Genomic DNA, 17,983 nt, shown 5'->3' on the forward strand with positions numbered 1-17,983 from the left:
TCTCAGTGCTGCGACTGGTTGACGACAATCGAGGTTCCCTGCTCGTGCCGGTTGAAGGTCATGGTCATTTCCTGGTTGCCCTTGCTGTAGCGGACAACGCACTGCAGCGCGATCATCGAACACCCCGCAGGGCCGGAACTTCGGCTCCAGCCGTCCGCGGGGAGGCGGCTGGCATAGAAGGCATCGGTCTGGAACGGAGACAGCGTGCTTTCCATGGACAGGCTGCGCCCGGGCGTATCCAGGTAGGAGATGTCATTGATCACCTGGGTGCCGGACGGTTTCGGGAAATCGGCGCCGGCCGCGGCATCGGGCTTGCGCTTGAGCAGGCGCGTAATGCCGATCTGCGACTGGCTGCCACGGCTCTTGGCCGATACCTCGATGGTCACGTAGTACTCGCCGTGCGCATGGCCGATCACGGTCTTGCCGCCGACCTCGTTGATCACGGTCTGCCCGGGCCATTCGCGGTTGTAGTAGCTGACGATGGATGACACCGGCAATGAGGACGTGAAGCGCGAGATGCGCATGGGCAGGCCGTTGTAGAGCATGTCCTTGGCTACCCACTCGCTCTGCGCGCCCTCGGGCTCGGGAATGTCGGGCCAGGACGCGGCGAAGGCCGGCCAGGCGAACAGCAGCGCGGCCAGTGCCGCCAGCAGGTCAACGCGACGGCGCATAGGCAGGCAACTTGTCGACGGGCACCACGTCGGGTGCGATGTAACCGGGATCAAGCCTGCTCAGCGTCCCGATCATCGGGATGCCGGAGAGGCCGTCAAAGGCCTTGGCGATGCCCGCCATGTGCTGGGACGGCACCAACGGCTTGACCTGCGCGATCACCGAGCGTGACGAGTTGACCTTGAGCCCGGAACCGGCGGCATTCCAGGGGTCGGCCAGCACCACATGGGTGGCCTGCAGCTTCAGGCCCAGCGAATCGAAGGGCTCCAGGTAGGCGGCAGCGCTGCCGTTGGCACTTTTCAGGTCCTGCACATCCAGCCGCAGCTGGGCCTGGGTCAGGCCGTTGCGGTTGGGCGGGAACGAACCGAACATCGAGGTCACGTCGCCGATCTTCTTCATCATGCCGCCTGCCGACGTGCTGGTGTAGGAGACCAGGGCGAGGTCACCGCGCCGCACCAGCGGCTGGTTGGAGAAGGTGTTCATCAGTACGTCGCCGACGGCGGCATCGCGAGCGCCGGTCTGCGCCTGGCTGACGATGGGGTCGTTGGCACGCCCGAAGTAGCGGTCGACGGCAAGATCGCGCTGGCGTCCGCTGGCCGGCAGCTTGTAGTCCGGCGATACGGTGGCTTCCCAGGCGATCGCGCGCGCGGCCTGCTGGGTGGCCTGGCGGGCGTGGATGTACTTGGCGAGGATCGGGATCAGCAGGAAGATCGGCACCAGCACGGCGCAGAGCACGGCGACTTCGGTGAGACTCTGGCCGCGCTGGCGACGCGCGCCGCGGAATGGGCGTTCCCTGTCCATGGCTACCTCAGCAGGTCATCGTTGGGAGGACGGTTCGCGCGGTACCTCGAGGTCGCCGCGTTCAAAGGGTTGGCCCACCGTCATGCGCTGCGTGGTCAGGCGGGTGCCATTGCCGTCCAGGGGTTCCTGCTCCAGGACAATGGCGTAGCGGCTCGGCCGGTAGTCGTTCAGCGCACCGGGGGTGAAGCCCCAGCTGGCACCGGCCGACCACACGCACTGGCTGAACCGCCCGTTCTCGTCTTTCCACGCGTTGCACGGTTGGCCGGCGACCCTGCGGTTGCCCGCGCGCTGGAAGCCCGGCGAGGCGGTGCCTTCGTCGGCTTCTGCGGCAAAGCGGGCGAGGCCGTCGCTGTCGGCAGGGGACTGGCTGCGCTCTCCCGTTGCCAGATCGACCTGCTCCACGCCGGAGGCGCTCTGGGTCTCCTGCAGGCCGGTGGTCTCCAGGCGGAACTGGCAGCTGGTCGACGGGCCATCGTTGAGCAGGCGCCACTCGCGGGTACGGAACACTTCCTCTTTGCTGGAAAGCCAGGCTTCGTAACGGACGGTCCCCAGGCGGGCGACGTCGGCGTCATCCAGCGCGCGGGTCGGCAGCCCGGCCGCCTGGCAGTCGCTCAGTGCCTGCTGGTAGCTGGTGCGTGCCGCATTGCGGCCATCCACCAGGGTCTCGGCAATCTGGTCAAGATGGATGCCGGGCATGTTTTTGGCAGCGGCCGGCTCACCGTTGTCCGCCGCGCTGCCACAGCCGCTGATCAGCAGTGTGGCGATCGACAGGTGCAGGCGATTGAATACAGCAAACGTCATGGCATCAGGGCTCCGGCTGCCGCCAGGGCAGCCTTGGTGGTGGCATCGGTCTTGACCAGTCGCGCCTGCCAGTAAGGACTGAACAGGTTTCCGGTTTCACGCTTGCGGTCATCGCGGCTGAACATGCGCAGCTGCACCGGACGGTCGAAGAACACCTGCGCGGAGGAAAGTGCGGCGATCTTGTTGTTGGCCATCTTGTCCGGCAGTTCCATCTGCGAGCCGGCCGGAGCGCCGATGCCGGCGCCGGAGGTGGTGCGCGCACTGGCGCCGGCGGTCTCGGCATAGATGGTGAAGACCGGGCCGACCTTGTCGCGGTCACGATCATTCTCGGCGTAGGGCTGCAGTGCCTGCCCGGCCTTGACGTCGTGATAGTCGCGCAGGCCGTTGTAGCCGGTGAAGAAGGCCTTGCGATGCTGGCCGTTGGCGAAGCGCACGTTGGCATCCTGGCTGCGGTCGACAATCCACGCCGCGCCACGATTGCGGCGTACCGCTTCGCCATACGGACGGTAGCGGCGGCGGTCCCAGTCCGAGTACCAGCCGTTGCCGTTGCCGAAGCCATTGAGGAAGCGCTGGTTGCGGTAGCTTTCCACCGCCTGCGCGCCGCCCCAGCCGACCGGAATGTCGATATCGGAAAGCGGCCAGGGCAGCGGAAGCTCGACGGCCATGGTGTCCAGCGCTGCCCATCGGTTGTAGTCGACCATGTCGGTGCCGCCGGACTGCACCAGGAAGCCGAGGAAATCATCGCTGCGGCTCTTGCTGAAGCCATCGCGCGACTGCATCACCACATTGCGGAAGCGGTCGGCGCCCTGGCGTTGCGTGGCCGAGCCACCGTTGGCGGTGCGGGGAATGCTGTAGCGCTGCAGCAGCCGGTTCTCGGCCGTGGCCAGCTGCGTGCCGAGCACCGCGGTTCCGATGGTGCCCAGTTGTGCCTGCGGTGAATTCCGCTGCAGTACATCCTTGGCGATGGTGTAGCTGTCCAGCCGCGATACGCCTTCGATGACGAGCTGCACCGAGGCAGCGAACATCATGTTGAGCTTGTCGATGGCGATGATGGCCGCCTGCGCGACAGGCTGGAACGCCTGTCGGGTGACCTTGAGAATGCGTTCGGCGACCTTGAAGGCGGTTGCCAGTGCCTTGAACACCACGCCGATGTAGGGAATGGCGGAGAGCACATCCAGCGTGGTGCGGATGACGATCGACGTGGTGTGCATCTGGTTCAGCCACGAATAGAGGCTGATCGTCTGTGCCACGGCCACTTCGTTGGCAACCCGGGCACGGTTCATGTAGGCCGCATAGTTCAGTGCGCGCGCCTGCTGGATCGCAACGCTATAGGCGGCTGCATCAGCCGCATTGACCAGCTCCACCTTCTTGTTCACCACCTGCCCCGTGTTGAACAGCAGGACAATCCCGATGCACAGAACCAGAATGAGTGCCAGCCCGAGAACCATTGCTTGGCCGGCGACCGTTCGGTGGCTGGAAACGCCCCGGGCCGCACGGCTTCGTGCCAAAGCCAATGCGCTGCGCATAACGAATTCCTGGGCCGGAGGCCATGGCTGCCCGTCGCGCGCCGCGTTCGGTGCACGCAGGGAGATTATGCTGGGAGGGCCCTGGCGGCCTCATGCCGCCAGGGCTGGGGTATTACTTGTTCTTGTACGCGTCCATGCCCTTGGTCTTGTCAGCTTCCTGCTGGGCGCTGTTGGCCTGGTTCTTCGCGCGATTGATCGACTGCGTTGCGCTCTGGCCGGACAATTCTTTCGACATGCCTGCCACCTGGCTGCGAACCGTGCCTCCGAAGAAGGTGACGGCTCCGATCGCGGCGATGGCGATCAGCGCGGTGATGATGATGTACTCGGTCATGCCCTGACCGGCCTGCTTACGGGAAAAACGGATGTGACGACGGCTGCGTTCCATGTATTTCCTCCTTGATGGCAGGAATCCTCCCGGGGGTGCGGGATATTCGGCGTGTCCGCTGGGGGATCCTGATTAATGGCAGGGCGAGGTAAAGACAGGAAGCTCACACCCTGGTTCGTCGAAAATTTGTCGCTCGTTCGAGAACGGGGCCAAGCCTATCGACAGAAAATTGACGATACAAGTCAGGTTTTTCCGATATGCAATGAAATATTTGAAAGTGTGATGCATACTGCAAATTAACAATTGTCTGCACATAAACGCGTCAATTTTGAGCTAGATGCGCCCATTTTCGTCAATGAAATTAACATTCAACTGACACATTTATGTCACGCAGGGGCTGGGTGTGTCGGAATTCTGGCGCGCCAGATGCTGCGTGGAGAGCCTTGTTCGTATTCAAATCGAATGATGGATTCGAATGCATTTACTTCGCCGGATCCGCGATGAAACGGATGGCCGTGCGGCGCGGAAAAGAAAAAAGCACATGCAGGGCATGTGCTTTTTTCGTATCGCTTCAGCGCAGTAACGTCGTGGTGATATCAGCGCTTGACCAGTTCCACGCGACGATTGGCGCGGCGCCCTTCATCGGTTGAATTGTCGGCGACCGGCTGGCTTTGCCCATAGCCTTTCGCGCTCAGGCGATCGGTTGCGATTCCACTGCTGACAAGACGCGTGCGTACCGACTCCGCACGCGCCTGCGAGAGCGTCTGGTTGTGCGATGGGCTGCCGCTGTTGTCGGTGTGTCCTTCCACGGAAAGACGAAGCTGCGGGTCGGCCTTCAGCAGCTGGATGACCTGCGCGATCTGCGGTTCCGAATCGGGCAGGATCTCGGCGGCGTCGGTTGCGAAGTTCACCTGGATGGATACCTTTCCACTGCTGTCCAGTGCCTGCTTCAGGCTGTCGGCTTCAATGACCTTGGCCGTGATCTGCACCGGCTTTGTCTCTGCGACGAGCAGGCCGCCGGCGTTTCCACCCGAGCCCAGGTGAATCCAGATATCGCGATCTTCGCGATGGATGACATAGGTTTCCGCGGGTTCGTTGTAGATATCGCCGATGCCGCCGACATAGGTTGTCGCAGCCTTGCTGTTGCCGATGTCGCGTGATGCATCGGCGGGAATGGTGCCGGAGAAAATGCGCTTGCCACCCAGGGCCTCGACCAGGCTCTGCACATTGCGGCTGAGTTCCAGTTGCGAGTATGGGTGATCGCCGCTGCTCTGCAGTACCGAAGAGTGAATCCTGCCTTCAATCCATTCCACGCGATCACCGGTCCAGAACGGTACGCGATCGAATTCGCTGTCCACGACGTCCTGGCTGGCGTAGCCCTGCGGCAGCCCGAGATAGGGGAAGCTGCCAATGGTCGCCTGGGATACCGGAAGGTCGGCAACGTTGAAAGCAGTGGCTTTCTCGTTTCCATTCGTGGCCGGCGGAGCCTCGGGCGATGATCCTGCGGCGGCACTGGATGGTGCGGCCGATGAAGCACCACCCTCTGCGGGCGCTTCACCAGCGCGCTTGCAGGCACCCAGTGCCAGCACCAGGCTGGCGGCCAACAGGCTCGCACGCACTGCGGACATCGTCGATCCGTGCTTCTGCATCATGAACGCACCTGCTTCATCAGTTCGTTGCAGACTTCGCTGGTGGGCTTGTACTGGCCCTTCTTCCAGGCATCGGTGATCTTCTTCTGCGTCTGCGCTTCGGCCGTGTCATAGGCCTGGTCGAAGCCCGCTTCTGAGCCGAACACAGTTTTTGCCTGTGCCTTGTGGCTCGCGCGCAGCTTGGCGGCCTGTTCCGGGGTTGCACCACACGCCAGGGCGTTGCCTGCATGCGTGCCTCCCAGTGCGCCGAACTGCGCCGCGCCGCCGCCTTGTGCGACTGCGGTGCCGCTGCCGATCAGCAAGGCGGAGGTGATCACTAGCTTCGTCATGAAATACCGCATGTTGATGTTCCTCATCCGGCCCGTTGGCGGGCATCAATCCCCTGTGGCCCGAGCATAGCAACAGGCAGTGAGTGCCAGCGTGTCGTTGCATCGCGACGGCACGGCCAGTGCTCAGCGCGTGGACAGGAGGGGCGGGGTGCCGTGAGGTGGAGCAGAACCTGTCGTTGGACGGCCGTCGAACCTGGAAGCGGGGTGGCCGGCCCGGCATCCACGCACGGCGTGGATCTACTGATGGATCAGGAGCGGGGAGAGGCCGGCAAGGAGGGCCCCGAACGTTGCGCAGCAGCGTTCTTCGCGTTCCCGGCCAGAGAAAGGGGGATTGTCGGGTGCATCCATGCACCCGATCCCGGTGCGCGCTGCGCCCCGGGACCCGCCTTCGGCGGTTCGGTTCTGCTCCTGCGGAACCGTCGAACCCCGGCAGGGCTTCTTTCGCCCGATGCTCTCCGCCAGCCAAATAAAAAAGCCGCCCAGAGGGCGGCTTCTTCATTTGTCTGGCGGAGAGAGGGGGATTCGAACCCCCGAAGCGCGGTTTAGACGCTTACACACTTTCCAGGCGTGCTCCTTCAACCACTCGGACACCTCTCCGGATCCCTGCCATCGGCAAACGCCTCAGCAGGGGCGCAGATTCTAGCGGGCGGCGCGGCCGGACACAAGCACCCCGATCAAGGGCGTATCCATGGCAATGGGTGGCGAGGGGGCTGGACAGGCATGGCACAATGGAACATCCGATGGAAAACGGTGGCCTGATGTCCTATCTCGTCCTTGCCCGCAAGTGGCGTCCGAAGCGTTTTGCCGAGCTGGTGGGCCAGGAACACGTGGTCCGTGCGCTCAGCAACGCGCTGGACAGCGGCCGGGTCCACCACGCGTTCCTGTTCACCGGCACCCGCGGCGTGGGCAAGACCACCATCGCGCGCATCTTCGCCAAGTCGCTGAACTGCGAGCAGGGCACCAGCGCCGATCCGTGCGGCCAGTGCGCCGCCTGCCTGGACATCGACGCCGGCCGCTACATCGACCTGCTGGAAATCGACGCCGCGTCCAACACCGGTGTGGACGACGTGCGCGAGGTGATCGAGAACGCGCAGTACATGCCCTCGCGCGGCAAGTACAAGGTCTACCTGATCGACGAAGTGCACATGCTGTCCAAGGCGGCGTTCAATGCGCTGCTGAAGACGCTGGAAGAACCGCCGGAGCATGTGAAGTTCCTGCTGGCCACAACCGATCCGCAGAAGCTGCCGGTCACCGTGCTCAGCCGCTGCCTGCAGTTCAACCTCAAGCGCCTGGACGAAGACCAGATCCAGGGCCAGATGACCCGCATCCTGGCGGCCGAAGAGATCGAGGCCGACGGCAGCGCCATCGTGCAGCTGGCCAAGGCCGCCGATGGCAGCCTGCGTGACGGCCTGTCACTGCTGGACCAGGCGATCGCCTATGCCGGCGGCGCGCTGCGCGAGGACGTGGTGCGCACCATGCTGGGTACCGTGGACCGCACCCAGGTGGCGGCGATGCTCGATGCGCTGGCCGAGGGCGATGGCCCGCGCCTGCTGCAGGTGGTGGCCGCGCTGGCCGAGTTTTCGCCGGACTGGAGTGGCGTGCTGGAAGCGCTGGCCGAAGGGCTGCACCGCATCCAGGTGCAGCAGCTGGTGCCGGGCGCCGCCGCCGCGGAAGGCCTGGATGCGGCGGCATTCGCCGAGCGCCTGCGCCCGGAAGTGGTGCAGCTCTGGTACCAGATGGCCTTGAATGGCCGCCGCGACCTGCCGTTGGCACCGAGCCCCCGCGCGGGCTTTGAAATGGCGGTGCTGCGCATGCTGGCGTTCCGTCCGGCCGCAGCGGTACCGCCGGTGCCGAAGGCCGTCGACGGCGCGGTGGGCGGCGCGCCGGGTGGCAGCGCTGCCGGCAGTGGCGCCGGTACCGGTAGCCACGATGCGACGCCGGCTGCTGCCGCCGCTTCGGCCAGCCCGGCGGTGGCCGCGCCGGTGCAGGTTGCGCCGCGCGAACCTGAACCCGAACCCGAGCCGGCCCCGCAACCGGAACCGGATCCGACGCCTGAGCCCGAGCCGGTTCCGGTGGAAGAGCCCGTGTCACCGCCGCCGGTGAAGGCCGAGGCAGAAGCGCTGGCGCCTGCCGTCACTGCAGAGTCAAGCGACGACCTGCCGCCCTGGGCCACCGGCGAAGCCGAGGCGCGTGACGAGGCGTTGGCGGCCGAGATGTCCGGCCCGGACGCCGCCATGGCTGCGCCCTGGCACGAACCGCCGGCTCCCGTCGCGGCTCCCAGCGAGCCTGCGCCGCCCGAGCGCCCGTTCCGCGCCGAAGGCATTGCCATTGCCCCGGCCGAACATGCCAAGCCGGCCCCGGCGCATGCCACCGCGCCGCAGGAAGGTGTCAGCGAGCTGGCCACTGCCGAAGACTGGCTGGATCTGGTCGCCAACAGCGGCCTGAGCGGCCCCTCGCGGCAGCTGGCCGCCAACGCCGCGTTCATCAGCTGCCAGCATGGAACCTTGAAACTGGGCCTTTCGCCCGGATTTGAATACCTGCGCTCGGAGCGCGCGCTGGCTGCCCTGGGCGAGATGCTGCAGAAGGCCCTCGGCCAGGCGCCGAAGATCGTGGTCGAGACCGTGGAAACCGAACACGTTCCGGCCGAGACCCTGCATCAGCGTGCCGACCGCCAGCGTGGCGAGCGGCAGCAGGTGGCAGAGGCTGTTTTCATGGACGACCCGGAAGTACAGGTGCTGATCCAACAGCACGGTGCCCGGGTTGTTTCCGATTCCATCCGTTCTTTTGACGAGTAAGACACTATGCGCGGCAATATCGCCCAACTGATGCAGCAGGCCCAGAAGATGCAGGAAAACCTGCAGAAGGCCCAGGAAGAAATCGCCAAGATCGAGGTGACCGGCAGTGCCGGTGGCGGCATGGTCAGCGTGACCCTGACCGGCGCCAAGGAATGCCGCAAGGTGCGCATCGACCCGTCGCTGGCCAGTGACCCGGAGATGCTGGAAGACCTGATCGCCGCCGCCTTCAACGATGCTTCGAACAAGATCGATGCCGAGTCGAAGTCGAAGATGGGTTCGGCCACCGCCGGCATGCAGCTGCCGCCGGGCATGAAGCTGCCGTTCTGATTCCTGGCGGCGCGCCTGTCGCTGCAGGCGCCCGCTGCAACCCTCAGTCGAGCATGGCTCGGCTCTACACGTAGTTGTCGAGCTTGCTCGACGCCATGAAAGCATGCCGCCGTGTCCGCACCCCTGCTTGAACAATTGATCGACGCACTGCGGGTGCTGCCTGGCGTCGGCCAGAAGACCGCACAGCGCATGGCCTACCACCTGCTCGAGCGCGAGCGCGAAGGTGGCCAGCGACTGGCCGAAGCCCTGGCGCTGGCGGTGGAACGCATCGGCCACTGTGCGCAATGCCGCGACTTCAGCGAAACCGAGCTGTGCCCGACCTGTGCCAACAACAGCCGCGAGCGCAGCCAGCTGTGCGTGGTCGAATCGCCGGCCGACCGCCTGGCGATCGAGAACGCGACCGGCTTCCGCGGTGTCTACTTCGTGCTGCAGGGCCGGCTGTCGCCGCTCGATGGCATCGGCCCGCGCGAGCTGGGCCTGGAGCAGCTGGAGCAGCGGCTGGCCGAAGGCGAGGTGCAGGAGCTGATCATCGCCACCAGTGCCACCGTCGAAGGCGAAGCCACCGCGCACTACCTGGCGCAGCTGGCGCGCGCGCGCAAAGTGCAGCCCAGCAGGCTGGCGCAGGGCCTGCCGCTCGGTGGCGAGCTCGAATACGTTGACCGCGGCACGCTGTCGCACGCGTTCGGCACGCGCAGCGAATTCCGCGACTGAGCGTTGTCCGGGCAGCGCCCGGCGTGTCCGGCCTACAATGCGGAAGACATCCCGCCGAGGCCGACCATGAGCAACGAAACCCTCTTCAGCAAGATCATCCGTCGCGAGATCCCGGCCACCATCGTCTACGAGGACGACGAGGTGCTGGGCTTCAAGGACATCGCACCGCAGGCGCCGGTGCACGTACTGTTCATTCCGAAGAACGAGATCATCCCGACCCTGGACGACCTGCAGCCGTCGCAGGCGCACCTGATCGGCAAGCTGGCCCTGGCCGCCGCCGAGTACGCGCGCCGCGAAGGTTTCGCGCAGGACGGCTACCGCATCGTGATGAACTGCCGCGAGCATGCCGGGCAGACCGTGTTCCACATCCACATGCACCTGCTGGCCGGTGCGCCGCTGGGGCATTTCGGTTCGCCGGGGCGCTGAGCGCCCGGCATCCACCCTTGCCCCGCAGTGGATCCATGCGATGCGTGGATGAAAAAAAGGCCGCCCGAAGGCGGCCTTTTTCGATCACGCATGCCGGCTGGCGATCACCACCAGCCCCAGCGGCCGTAACCGCCCCAGTACGGGCCATACGGGCCCGGGCCCCACGGGCCATAGGGGTAGGGCACCACATCGACCTGGCGCTGTTCCGGCCACAGGTAGATCACGTCGGCCGACAGCTTCGGCAGGCGATAGTCGTACTCGCCGATGCGGGTGTTCTGGTAGCCGTCGATCTTGCCGATGAAGGTCACGTCGCGGCCGGCTTCAAACACGGCCGGGTCGTAGAACCCGGCGCGGCAGGCGATGAAGCGGCCGTCGCTGGCGTCGGACGAGGTGGTGTTCGGGCGGCCGCTGGCGTTGAGCGGGCGCGAGATCATCTGGAAACAGGTCTCGCCCTGGCCGGGCTTGGTCTCGATGATGCGACCGCCCCAACGGACCGGCGTGCCGACCTGCTGGGTGGCGACCGAGTCGCGCGGGGAGACCAGGCTGAACTGTCCCTGCAGCGGCTTGGGGGCCGTGGCGCAGGCCGACAGGGCCAGCGTGGCCACAGCGGTGAGAAGGAACTTGGTGTTCATGGGGAGGCTCCGGAAGTCGGGCGATGCCTGCGCAGGTCCCGCAATAATGAAGCGAGGTCGGTGCAAGTTCCAGCGTAACGCGCGTCGGCGAAACGCTGGCTGAGTGCCAGCAGAGCGGGGTCGGGGCGCTGGGCGTGTACCCGCCGTGACCAGTCGCATGCCGTCTCGTTGGGTTCGCGGGCCAGGCCCAGGCGTGCATAGCGGCGCCCCAGCCGGTGCCAGGCGCGCAGCAGCGGGTCGCGCTCGCGCTCGCCGCGGGCCAGCAGCCAGGCCATCCACGCCAATGCCAGCAGCGCGGCGACCACGAAGCCGGCCACCAGCTGCGCCGGCCCGAGATCATCCAGTCCGAACGGCTTGAGCAGCTGCTGCTGGCGGCGTGCGTCGAAGGAAAGCACCAGATCGTTCCAGCCGCGCCGCAGCCAGTCGCCCATCTGCCCCAGCTGCAGCCAGCGCTGCTGCAGCGGAGTCTCCGTGCCGGCCTGCAGGCGGTCGTCCAATGTGTCCAGGATGCGTTCCGGTGCCACGGCCGCAGTCGGGTCGACCCGGACCCAGCCGCGCTGGGGCAGCCAGACTTCGGCCCAGGCGTGGGCATCCATGCGCCGCACCACCCAATAGTCGCCGATGCGGTTGCGGGTGCCACCCGCGAAGCCGGTCACCACCCGGGCCGGAATGCCGGCGTTGCGCATCAGCACCACGAAGGCCGAGCTGAAGTGCTGGCAGAAGCCGGCCTTATAGTTGAACAGGAAATCGTCGACTGGGTCGCGCCCGGCCACCGGGGTTTCCAGCGTGTAGGAGAAATCGCGGGTGATCCACTGCAGCGCGCGGCGGACGATGGCCTCGTCATCGCTGCCGGCCTCCTGACGCCATTGCTGTGCCAGCTGGGCAGTGCGCGGATTGAAGCCGGGCGGAAGCTGCAACGCGGCGCGGCGCAGGTAGGGCGACAGATCGGTGTCGAACCGTTGCGGAGGCGCCGAATGCAACCGCCAGCGGCTGAGCGCGGACAACGTGCGGTCGCTGCGCAGGCTCATGTCCGCATCGAAGCTGCTGCCTTCCGGTGCGCGGCTGGGCAGGTCCAGGGCCACCAGCAGGCGACGGTCGGTGGGCTCGTAGTCGATCTGGTAGTCCCATCCCTGTGCGGCGGCTTCGACCATGGGGGCGGGGCGCCGGGCCGTCGCGCGATCGCGGCTCCAGCGGTGGCCGTCGAAGGAGGTCAGCACCGGGCCGCGCCAATAGCGCTGCGCGGGCTCGGGCACCGCGCCGAAGAACTGCACGCGCAGCGCCGGAGTGTCGTCGGCCATCAGGTCCAACCATTGGTCCGGCGCCATGCTGTCAGCCAGGCCCGGTGTACCCACCGCTCGTTCGGGGACGCCCCACAGCGGCGTGGACAAGCGCGGGAACAGCCAGAAGCAGGCCAGTGCCAGCGGCAGGCCGATGCCAAGCAGGCGGCCGACGCCGCGCAGTTGGCCGCGCAGTGGCAGGCGTGGGCTGTGGCCTTCGTCCTGGGCCAGGCGTTGCAGGGCCAGCAGTGCGGCAACCGCGGCCAGCGCCGCCAGTCCAGTGGTCAGCGGTCCTTGGTCGAGCAGGAAGGCCGCGAAGGGTGAGAACAGCGCGAAGCCCAGCAGGCTGCGCGCATCGCGCAGGCTGCGCAGCTCGCTGGACTTGATCGCCAGCATCGCCGCCAGCAGGGCACAGCCGGTATCACGGCCCGGCCGCACCATGCCCATCTGCCAGACAATGGTGGCGAGCATGGCCAGCACCAGCAGCAGGCGCACCGGCACCGGCAGCACGCGCCGCCAGGAAAGCGCAGCGGTCAGCACGGCGGCGATCGCGATCACGATGGCCAGTATCGGCGGCAGCTGCAGCAGCAGCGGCAGCAGCGCCAGCGCTGCGCTGGCCAGGGTCCAGCTGCGGGCGTTGCGATCGAGCAGGATGGCAGGCTCAGTCATGGGGCATCAGCGCAAGTGCGCGCAGGCACAGGTGGTGGTGGCTGGCGCCCTGGCCGGGACCGAACGGTGGATGAGCCGGAAGCAGCAGCGTGTAGCGACGGCCTTCGCGCTCGGCCATGTCGACCCAACGTGCCAGCCGCGCGATGCGCGCTTCATGGCCCAGCGGTGCCAGCGTGCGCCAGTCCAGCACCACGTCGATGCCGATCGGTTTTTCGTACTCGCGTACCAGCAGGCTGTCGCGGCGTGCCGAGTGTTTCCAGGCAATGCTGCGCGGGGCGTCGCCGGCACGATAGGGACGCAGCTGATGCAGCTCATCGCCACTGGCGTGGGCGCGGGTGAGCAGTGGATCGCTGCCACTTTCCGGAAGGCGCGGTGCCAGTGCCTCGGCCAGTGGATAGACCAGCAGTGGCTGCTCCGGCCACACCCATGACCACGCCCGCACCAGCCCCAGCGGCTGCGTGCTCGACAGGCGGATGCGGGGCAGTTCCAGCCAGCCACGGCGCTCGCTGGGGACATCCAGCTCCACTTCGCCGCGACCGTGTGCAGGCAGTGCAACCCAGGCCTCGCTTCCGCCCAGCTGCAGGTGCAGCCCATGGCGCGCGCGCGGGTCGCGCAGCGACAGGTCCACGCGCAGGCGCAGGGGGTGCCCGGCCGGAACCGGTTCGGCGGAGATTGCATCGATCTGTATGCCGGACAGCTGCAGGTGCGCAGCGATGGCGCTGGCGATCGCCGCTGCGGCCAGCAACAGGGCCAGCAGCAGGGCCGGGTTGTTGTTGTAGTTCAATGCGCCCAGCAGCATCGCTGACAGCAGGGTGGCGACGAACAGGCCGAAGCGGGTCGGCAGTACATAGATGCGATGGCGATCCAGTCGCTGCGGCAAGGCTTCGGGCCTGCGTGGGCGTGCCAGCAGCTGCATGCGTGCCCAGCGTGTGGCCACCTTCAGTCCACCGCGACGGTCTGCAGGATCGCCCGCGCCAGTGCCGGCCCGGAGCTGGATTCGGCCTCGGCCACCAGGCGATGGCCGGCCACGGCCACGAACAGGGTCTGCACGTCTTCGGGCACCACATGCCCGCGGCCGAGCAGCAGTGCATGCGCCTTGGCGGCACGCAGCAGGGCCAGTCCGGCGCGCGGTGACAGGCCCACGCGTACACCGGCGTGCTGGCGGCTGCGGGTCAGCAGGGCCTGCACGTAGTCGATCAGCGCGTCGCTGGCATGCACCTGGCCAACCGCTTCACGCAGCGCACGCACCTGGGTGTCGTCCAGCTTCGGCACGGCGCGTGCGATCAGGTCGCGGCGATCGCTGCCACGCAGCAGCTCGCGCTCGGCCTGCGCGCTCGGATAGCCCATCGCTAGGCGCAGCAGGAAACGATCCAGCTGCGAATCCGGCAACGGGAAGGTGCCGGACAGGTCGACCGGGTTCTGCGTGGCGATCACGAAGAACGGGTCGGGCAGCGGATGCGTCTGTCCGTCCAGGGTGACCTGCTGCTCGGCCATCGCTTCCAGCAACGCACTCTGCGTGCGCGGCGGTGCGCGGTTGATCTCATCGGCCAGCAGCACGTGGGTGAACACCGGTCCCGGGTGGAACTGGAACTGGCGGCTGCCGGCCTCGTACACGGAAACGCCCAGTACATCGGCCGGCAACAGGTCGGACGTGAACTGCACGCGCTGGAAGCTGAGGCCGAGGCTGCTGGCCAGTGCATGTGCCAGCGTGGTCTTTCCCAGCCCAGGCAGATCTTCGATGAGCAGGTGGCCGCCGGAAAGCAGGGCGACAAAGGCCAGCCTGACTTCCGGCACCTTGCCCAGCACCAGTGCGTTCACCTGATCCTGTGCCTCCCGCAGGGCCTGGCGCAGTTGATCGGTTAGCATGCTGGGATTGGGGGACGAGGCTGGCATGATCGTCTCAGGTCTGGAATCCATTCGATTATCCATAGAGCAATGCAAGGCGAACAGCGCGCGCGGACAATATTTCTCTGGTTATGGACGCTGATCACAGCGGCCAAGCTGGTGGTGGCTGCGCGCCTGCCGCTGTTCGTCGATGAAGCGTTCTATTGGCAGGAAGGCCAGCACCTGGCCGCTGCCTATTCCGACCTGCCGGGGCTGACGGCGTGGCTTGCACGCCTGGGCGTGGAGATCGGTGGCCATCATGTGCTGGCATTGCGCCTGCCGTTCCTGGCCATCGGTGCGCTGCTGCCGTTGCTGGTGGTGCGCATCGCCACACGCTGGTTTGGCAACGTCGCGGGGTGGCAGGCGGGCAGCCTGACCCTGCTGATGCCACTGTCGGCCACGCTGGGCCTGCTGGCCGTGCCGGATGTGCCGATGGCGCTGGCGGCGGTGATCTGCCTGCACGCCGGGGCGCGCCTGCTGCACAACGTGGATGCGTCGTCGGCGATGAAGCTGGCACTGGGCCTGCTGATCGGTGCGCTCAGCCACTACCGTTTCATTGGCGTCATCGGTGTCGGCTTCATTGCGCTGCTGGCGCTGCCGCAGGGCCGCCGCATGCTGGCCGACCCGCGCGTATGGGTGGCGCTGGCAGTGGGTGTACTGGCCTGGCTGCCGTTGCTGGCCTGGAATGCAGACAACCATGATGCCGGCCTGAAGTTCCAGGTGGTGGAGCGCCACCCGTGGACGTTCGAGTGGGAGGGGCTGTGGTTCCTGGTGATCCAGCCGATGCTGGTGACGCCGATCCTGTGCATCGCGATGTGGAAGGTCGCCCTGGCGGGTACCCGCATCGGTGGTGGTACGCGGGTGCAGTGGCGCTATTTCGGCCTGGTGGGTGGGGTGTCGACGCTGGGCATCTTCCTGCTGGGTTTCTTCACCGATGTCGAGCGGATCAGTTTCCACTGGCCGTTGCCGGGCTACCTGGCGCTGCTGGTGGCCGTGCCGGTGGTCCTCAACGGCTGGCCGCGCTGGCTGCGCCGTACCGGCTGGTGGCTGGCGGCTGCAGGCACCGTACTGGCCTTCGGCTACTATCTGATGGCGTCCACGCCGGCGCTGCGCGAGCAGATGGCCGGCAGCAAGTACTACCCGCGCAACTTTGCCGGCTGGCAGCCGCTGGCCGTAGCGGTGCGCGATGAACTGCGGCAGATGCCGCCGGGCACGCGCGTGCTGGCGGGCAACTTCAAGGTCGGTGCCGAACTGGGCTTCCAGCTGGGCAATGGTGATATCGAGGTGTTGCCGCATCCGCTCAATGACAAGCATGGGCGGACCGCGCAGCTGGCACAGTGGGGCCTGCTGCACGAAGGCCCGCGCAGTACGCCGATGCTGCTGGTGCTGTCACCCAGCGACCAGCGCTACCGCGATCTGCTGGCGCGCTATCACGCCATCTGCGAGCAGGTGGGGCCGATGCCGGCGCCACGCGTTGTCAGCAGTGATCATGGTTTCCAGCGGTTCCTGCTGTTCCGGCTGCCGGTGCAGCGCGCGCAGGGGCCCTGCGTGACGCCGGCAATGGCCTGGCTGGATGCGCCGTCCAACGGTGAGAAGGTCTCCGGAACGCTCGCCATCAAGGGTTGGGCATTCAAGGATGGCGTCGGGTTGGCGCGCGTCGAAGTGCTGGTCGATGGCCGTTCGATCGGTGATGCGCGCTACGGGCGCATGTTCGACATCCGCCACACCTGGCCGGACAGCACCGATCCGCAGCATCCGGCGGTGGGCTTCGACGCATCGCTGGATACCACCACGCTGGCGCCGGGCCGGCACTGGCTTGGCCTGCGCCTGCACGGGCGCGACGGCAGTGTGGAGGCGTGGCAGGAGCAGCCGTTCGAGGTCCGTTGAGGTCCCTGCTTTTCTAGCGTCGTGCCATGCTCGACGCAGCAGATCAGGGCACGGCGTACCCGGCCTGGCGCAGCAGGCCGCACAGCGCGATCAGTGGCAGGCCGACCAGCGCGGTCGGGTCGCGGTTGTCGATCGCCTCGAACAGGCTGATGCCAAGGCCCTCGCACTTGAAGCTGCCGGCGCAGTCCAGTGGCTGCTCGGCGGCGACATAGCGCGTGATCTCCTGCGGGTCCAGCACGCGGAAGCGTACTTCGGTCAGATCCAGGGCGGCCAGGGATTCTCCATCCCGCCTGAGACTGATCGCCGTGTGAAAGCGCACCGTCTGCCCGGACATCGCCGCCAGCTGCGCACAGGCCGCCTCGGCCGTGCCCGGCTTGCCCAGCGGCTGGCCGTTCAGGTCGGCCACCTGGTCCGAGCCGATCACCCAGGCGTCGGGGTGGCGGGCGGCCACCTCGGCGGCCTTGGCGGCGGCCAGGCGCGTGGCCAGGGCCAGCGGAGCCTCCCCATTCAGGGGGGTCTCATCCACGTCCGGGCGTGCGCAGTCGAAGGGCAGGCCCAACCGTTCCAGCAGTTCGCGACGGTAGCGGGAGGTGGAGGCCAGGACCAGTGACATGTGACAATACCGGGGCAGGGCGCGGCAGTCTGGCCCCTTCACGGCGCCAGCGGCAAGTCCTGTAGGGCGGGCATTTGACAGCGGGCGGCGCGATCCTTAGTATTCAGCGGCTTATGTCCGCGAACGTGCCCGAAACGCTGGATGCCTGGCGGATGGTTGTAGCGCGAAGGCGCTTCGACGGCCAGGTCTCCTTGGCTGAATTGACCCGCCTGCAGGGGTTGGTCGCAGATACCGACGGCGAGTGTGTCTACTCGCTTGAATTCGGTCGCGACGACGTCTTGCGGGTATCCTATGTGGAACTGACCATCGACACCGCGTTGCCGCTGACCTGTCAGCGCAGCATGCAGCGATTCCTGTTGCCGGTGAAGATGACCCAGAGGCTTGGCCTGATCCGCGACGAGGGCGAGGAATCGTCCCTGCCGGAGGAATACGAGGCGTTGCTGGTGCCGGAAGACGGCCAGCTCCGCCCGCTGGACCTGGTCGAGGACGAGTTGGTGCTGGCGGTGCCTGTGGTGCCGCTGTCGCCCGACGGTGAGGCAGTCGACAAGGACTGGGCACCGAGCGAAGAAGAAACGAAGAAGGCCAACCCGTTTGCGGCGTTGGCAGCACTGAAGAAACAATAGCAGCCGGATTGTCGTCGGCGGCTGCGGCGAAAGCGAAAG

18 protein-coding genes and 1 tRNA gene are annotated in these 17,983 nt (G+C 66.6%); 6 read left to right on the forward strand and 13 right to left on the reverse strand.

The window, feature by feature from the left end; translation table 11 throughout:
- Positions 1-2 precede the first annotated feature (2 nt).
- The 8 genes from CCR98_RS04700 to CCR98_RS04735 all read right to left on the reverse strand — a co-directional run bounded on the left by CCR98_RS04700 (position 3) and on the right by CCR98_RS04735 (position 6,697).
- On the reverse strand, positions 3-671 hold the full coding sequence (locus tag CCR98_RS04700; RefSeq protein WP_087921689.1) for a hypothetical protein: 669 nt from the start codon (positions 669-671) through the stop codon (positions 3-5).
- Positions 655-1,470, reverse strand: coding sequence for a hypothetical protein (locus CCR98_RS04705; protein WP_014036173.1), 816 nt, complete (start codon positions 1,468-1,470; stop codon positions 655-657). Before CCR98_RS04705 ends, CCR98_RS04700 begins: the two co-directional genes overlap by 17 nt.
- A 15-nt stretch (positions 1,471-1,485) precedes the next feature.
- Positions 1,486-2,271 (reverse strand): hypothetical protein, encoded by a 786-nt coding sequence (locus CCR98_RS04710; RefSeq protein ID WP_087921690.1) that lies wholly within the window; start codon positions 2,269-2,271, stop codon positions 1,486-1,488.
- On the reverse strand, positions 2,268-3,797 hold the full coding sequence (locus CCR98_RS04715; RefSeq protein WP_332454984.1) for a pilus assembly protein TadG-related protein: 1,530 nt from the start codon (positions 3,795-3,797) through the stop codon (positions 2,268-2,270). The genes CCR98_RS04710 and CCR98_RS04715 overlap by 4 nt, the downstream gene beginning before the upstream one ends.
- A 112-nt stretch (positions 3,798-3,909) precedes the next feature.
- Positions 3,910-4,182 (reverse strand): hypothetical protein, encoded by a 273-nt coding sequence (locus CCR98_RS04720; RefSeq protein WP_014036176.1) that lies wholly within the window; start codon positions 4,180-4,182, stop codon positions 3,910-3,912.
- Positions 4,183-4,718: 536 nt separating this feature from the next.
- Positions 4,719-5,774, reverse strand: coding sequence for an OmpA family protein (locus tag CCR98_RS04725; protein WP_087921692.1), 1,056 nt, complete (start codon positions 5,772-5,774; stop codon positions 4,719-4,721).
- Positions 5,771-6,127 (reverse strand): hypothetical protein, encoded by a 357-nt coding sequence (locus CCR98_RS04730; protein ID WP_157721500.1) that lies wholly within the window; start codon positions 6,125-6,127, stop codon positions 5,771-5,773. Before CCR98_RS04730 ends, CCR98_RS04725 begins: the two co-directional genes overlap by 4 nt.
- A gap of 477 nt (positions 6,128-6,604) precedes the next feature.
- Positions 6,605-6,697: transfer RNA gene (locus tag CCR98_RS04735), tRNA-Ser, on the reverse strand.
- 143 nt (positions 6,698-6,840) lie between these two features.
- Between CCR98_RS04735 and dnaX the strand changes: the two genes are divergently transcribed.
- From dnaX to CCR98_RS04755, 4 genes are all read left to right on the forward strand, one after another.
- Entirely contained in the window at positions 6,841-8,895 is a 2,055-nt protein-coding gene (gene dnaX, locus CCR98_RS04740) for a DNA polymerase III subunit gamma/tau (protein ID WP_087921694.1), read from the forward strand.
- Between the two features lie 6 nt (positions 8,896-8,901).
- A complete protein-coding gene (locus CCR98_RS04745; protein WP_004154630.1) occupies positions 8,902-9,222 on the forward strand; it encodes a YbaB/EbfC family nucleoid-associated protein in 321 nt (106 codons plus the stop codon).
- Between the two features lie 111 nt (positions 9,223-9,333).
- Positions 9,334-9,933 (forward strand): recombination mediator RecR, encoded by a 600-nt coding sequence (gene recR, locus CCR98_RS04750; RefSeq protein ID WP_087921695.1) that lies wholly within the window; start codon positions 9,334-9,336, stop codon positions 9,931-9,933.
- 66 nt (positions 9,934-9,999) lie between these two features.
- Positions 10,000-10,359, forward strand: a complete 360-nt coding sequence (locus CCR98_RS04755; protein WP_087921696.1) for a histidine triad nucleotide-binding protein — start codon at positions 10,000-10,002, stop codon at positions 10,357-10,359.
- A gap of 104 nt (positions 10,360-10,463) precedes the next feature.
- On the opposite strand, the gene CCR98_RS04760 is transcribed toward CCR98_RS04755, so the two are convergent.
- From CCR98_RS04760 to CCR98_RS04775, 4 genes are read right to left on the reverse strand one after another with little or no spacing between them, the layout of a single operon-like run.
- Positions 10,464-10,991 carry a Slp family lipoprotein gene (locus CCR98_RS04760; RefSeq protein ID WP_014036182.1) on the reverse strand — a complete coding sequence of 176 codons (528 nt, stop codon included), beginning with the start codon at positions 10,989-10,991 and terminating at the stop codon, positions 10,464-10,466.
- Positions 10,988-12,937, reverse strand: a complete 1,950-nt coding sequence (locus CCR98_RS04765) for a DUF3488 and transglutaminase-like domain-containing protein (protein WP_087921697.1) — start codon at positions 12,935-12,937, stop codon at positions 10,988-10,990. Before CCR98_RS04765 ends, CCR98_RS04760 begins: the two co-directional genes overlap by 4 nt.
- Positions 12,930-13,853 carry a DUF58 domain-containing protein gene (locus CCR98_RS04770; protein WP_198361077.1) on the reverse strand — a complete coding sequence of 308 codons (924 nt, stop codon included), beginning with the start codon at positions 13,851-13,853 and terminating at the stop codon, positions 12,930-12,932. Before CCR98_RS04770 ends, CCR98_RS04765 begins: the two co-directional genes overlap by 8 nt.
- A gap of 23 nt (positions 13,854-13,876) precedes the next feature.
- On the reverse strand, positions 13,877-14,830 hold the full coding sequence (locus CCR98_RS04775; RefSeq protein WP_014036185.1) for a MoxR family ATPase: 954 nt from the start codon (positions 14,828-14,830) through the stop codon (positions 13,877-13,879).
- A gap of 42 nt (positions 14,831-14,872) precedes the next feature.
- On the opposite strand from CCR98_RS04775, the gene CCR98_RS04780 reads away from it, so the two are divergent.
- Positions 14,873-16,708 (forward strand): glycosyltransferase family 39 protein, encoded by a 1,836-nt coding sequence (locus CCR98_RS04780; RefSeq protein WP_087921699.1) that lies wholly within the window; start codon positions 14,873-14,875, stop codon positions 16,706-16,708.
- Between the two features lie 43 nt (positions 16,709-16,751).
- Here CCR98_RS04780 and CCR98_RS04785 read toward each other — a convergent pair whose 3' ends face one another.
- On the reverse strand, positions 16,752-17,321 hold the full coding sequence (locus tag CCR98_RS04785; protein ID WP_087921700.1) for a Maf family nucleotide pyrophosphatase: 570 nt from the start codon (positions 17,319-17,321) through the stop codon (positions 16,752-16,754).
- 113 nt (positions 17,322-17,434) lie between these two features.
- On the opposite strand from CCR98_RS04785, the gene CCR98_RS04790 reads away from it, so the two are divergent.
- Complete coding sequence (locus CCR98_RS04790) at positions 17,435-17,944, forward strand: YceD family protein (RefSeq protein WP_087921701.1); 510 nt, start codon at positions 17,435-17,437, stop codon at positions 17,942-17,944.
- Positions 17,945-17,983 lie beyond the last annotated feature (39 nt).

The sequence above is a fragment of the Stenotrophomonas sp. WZN-1 genome (genome assembly GCF_002192255.1).
Lineage (GTDB): Bacteria > Pseudomonadota > Gammaproteobacteria > Xanthomonadales > Xanthomonadaceae > Stenotrophomonas.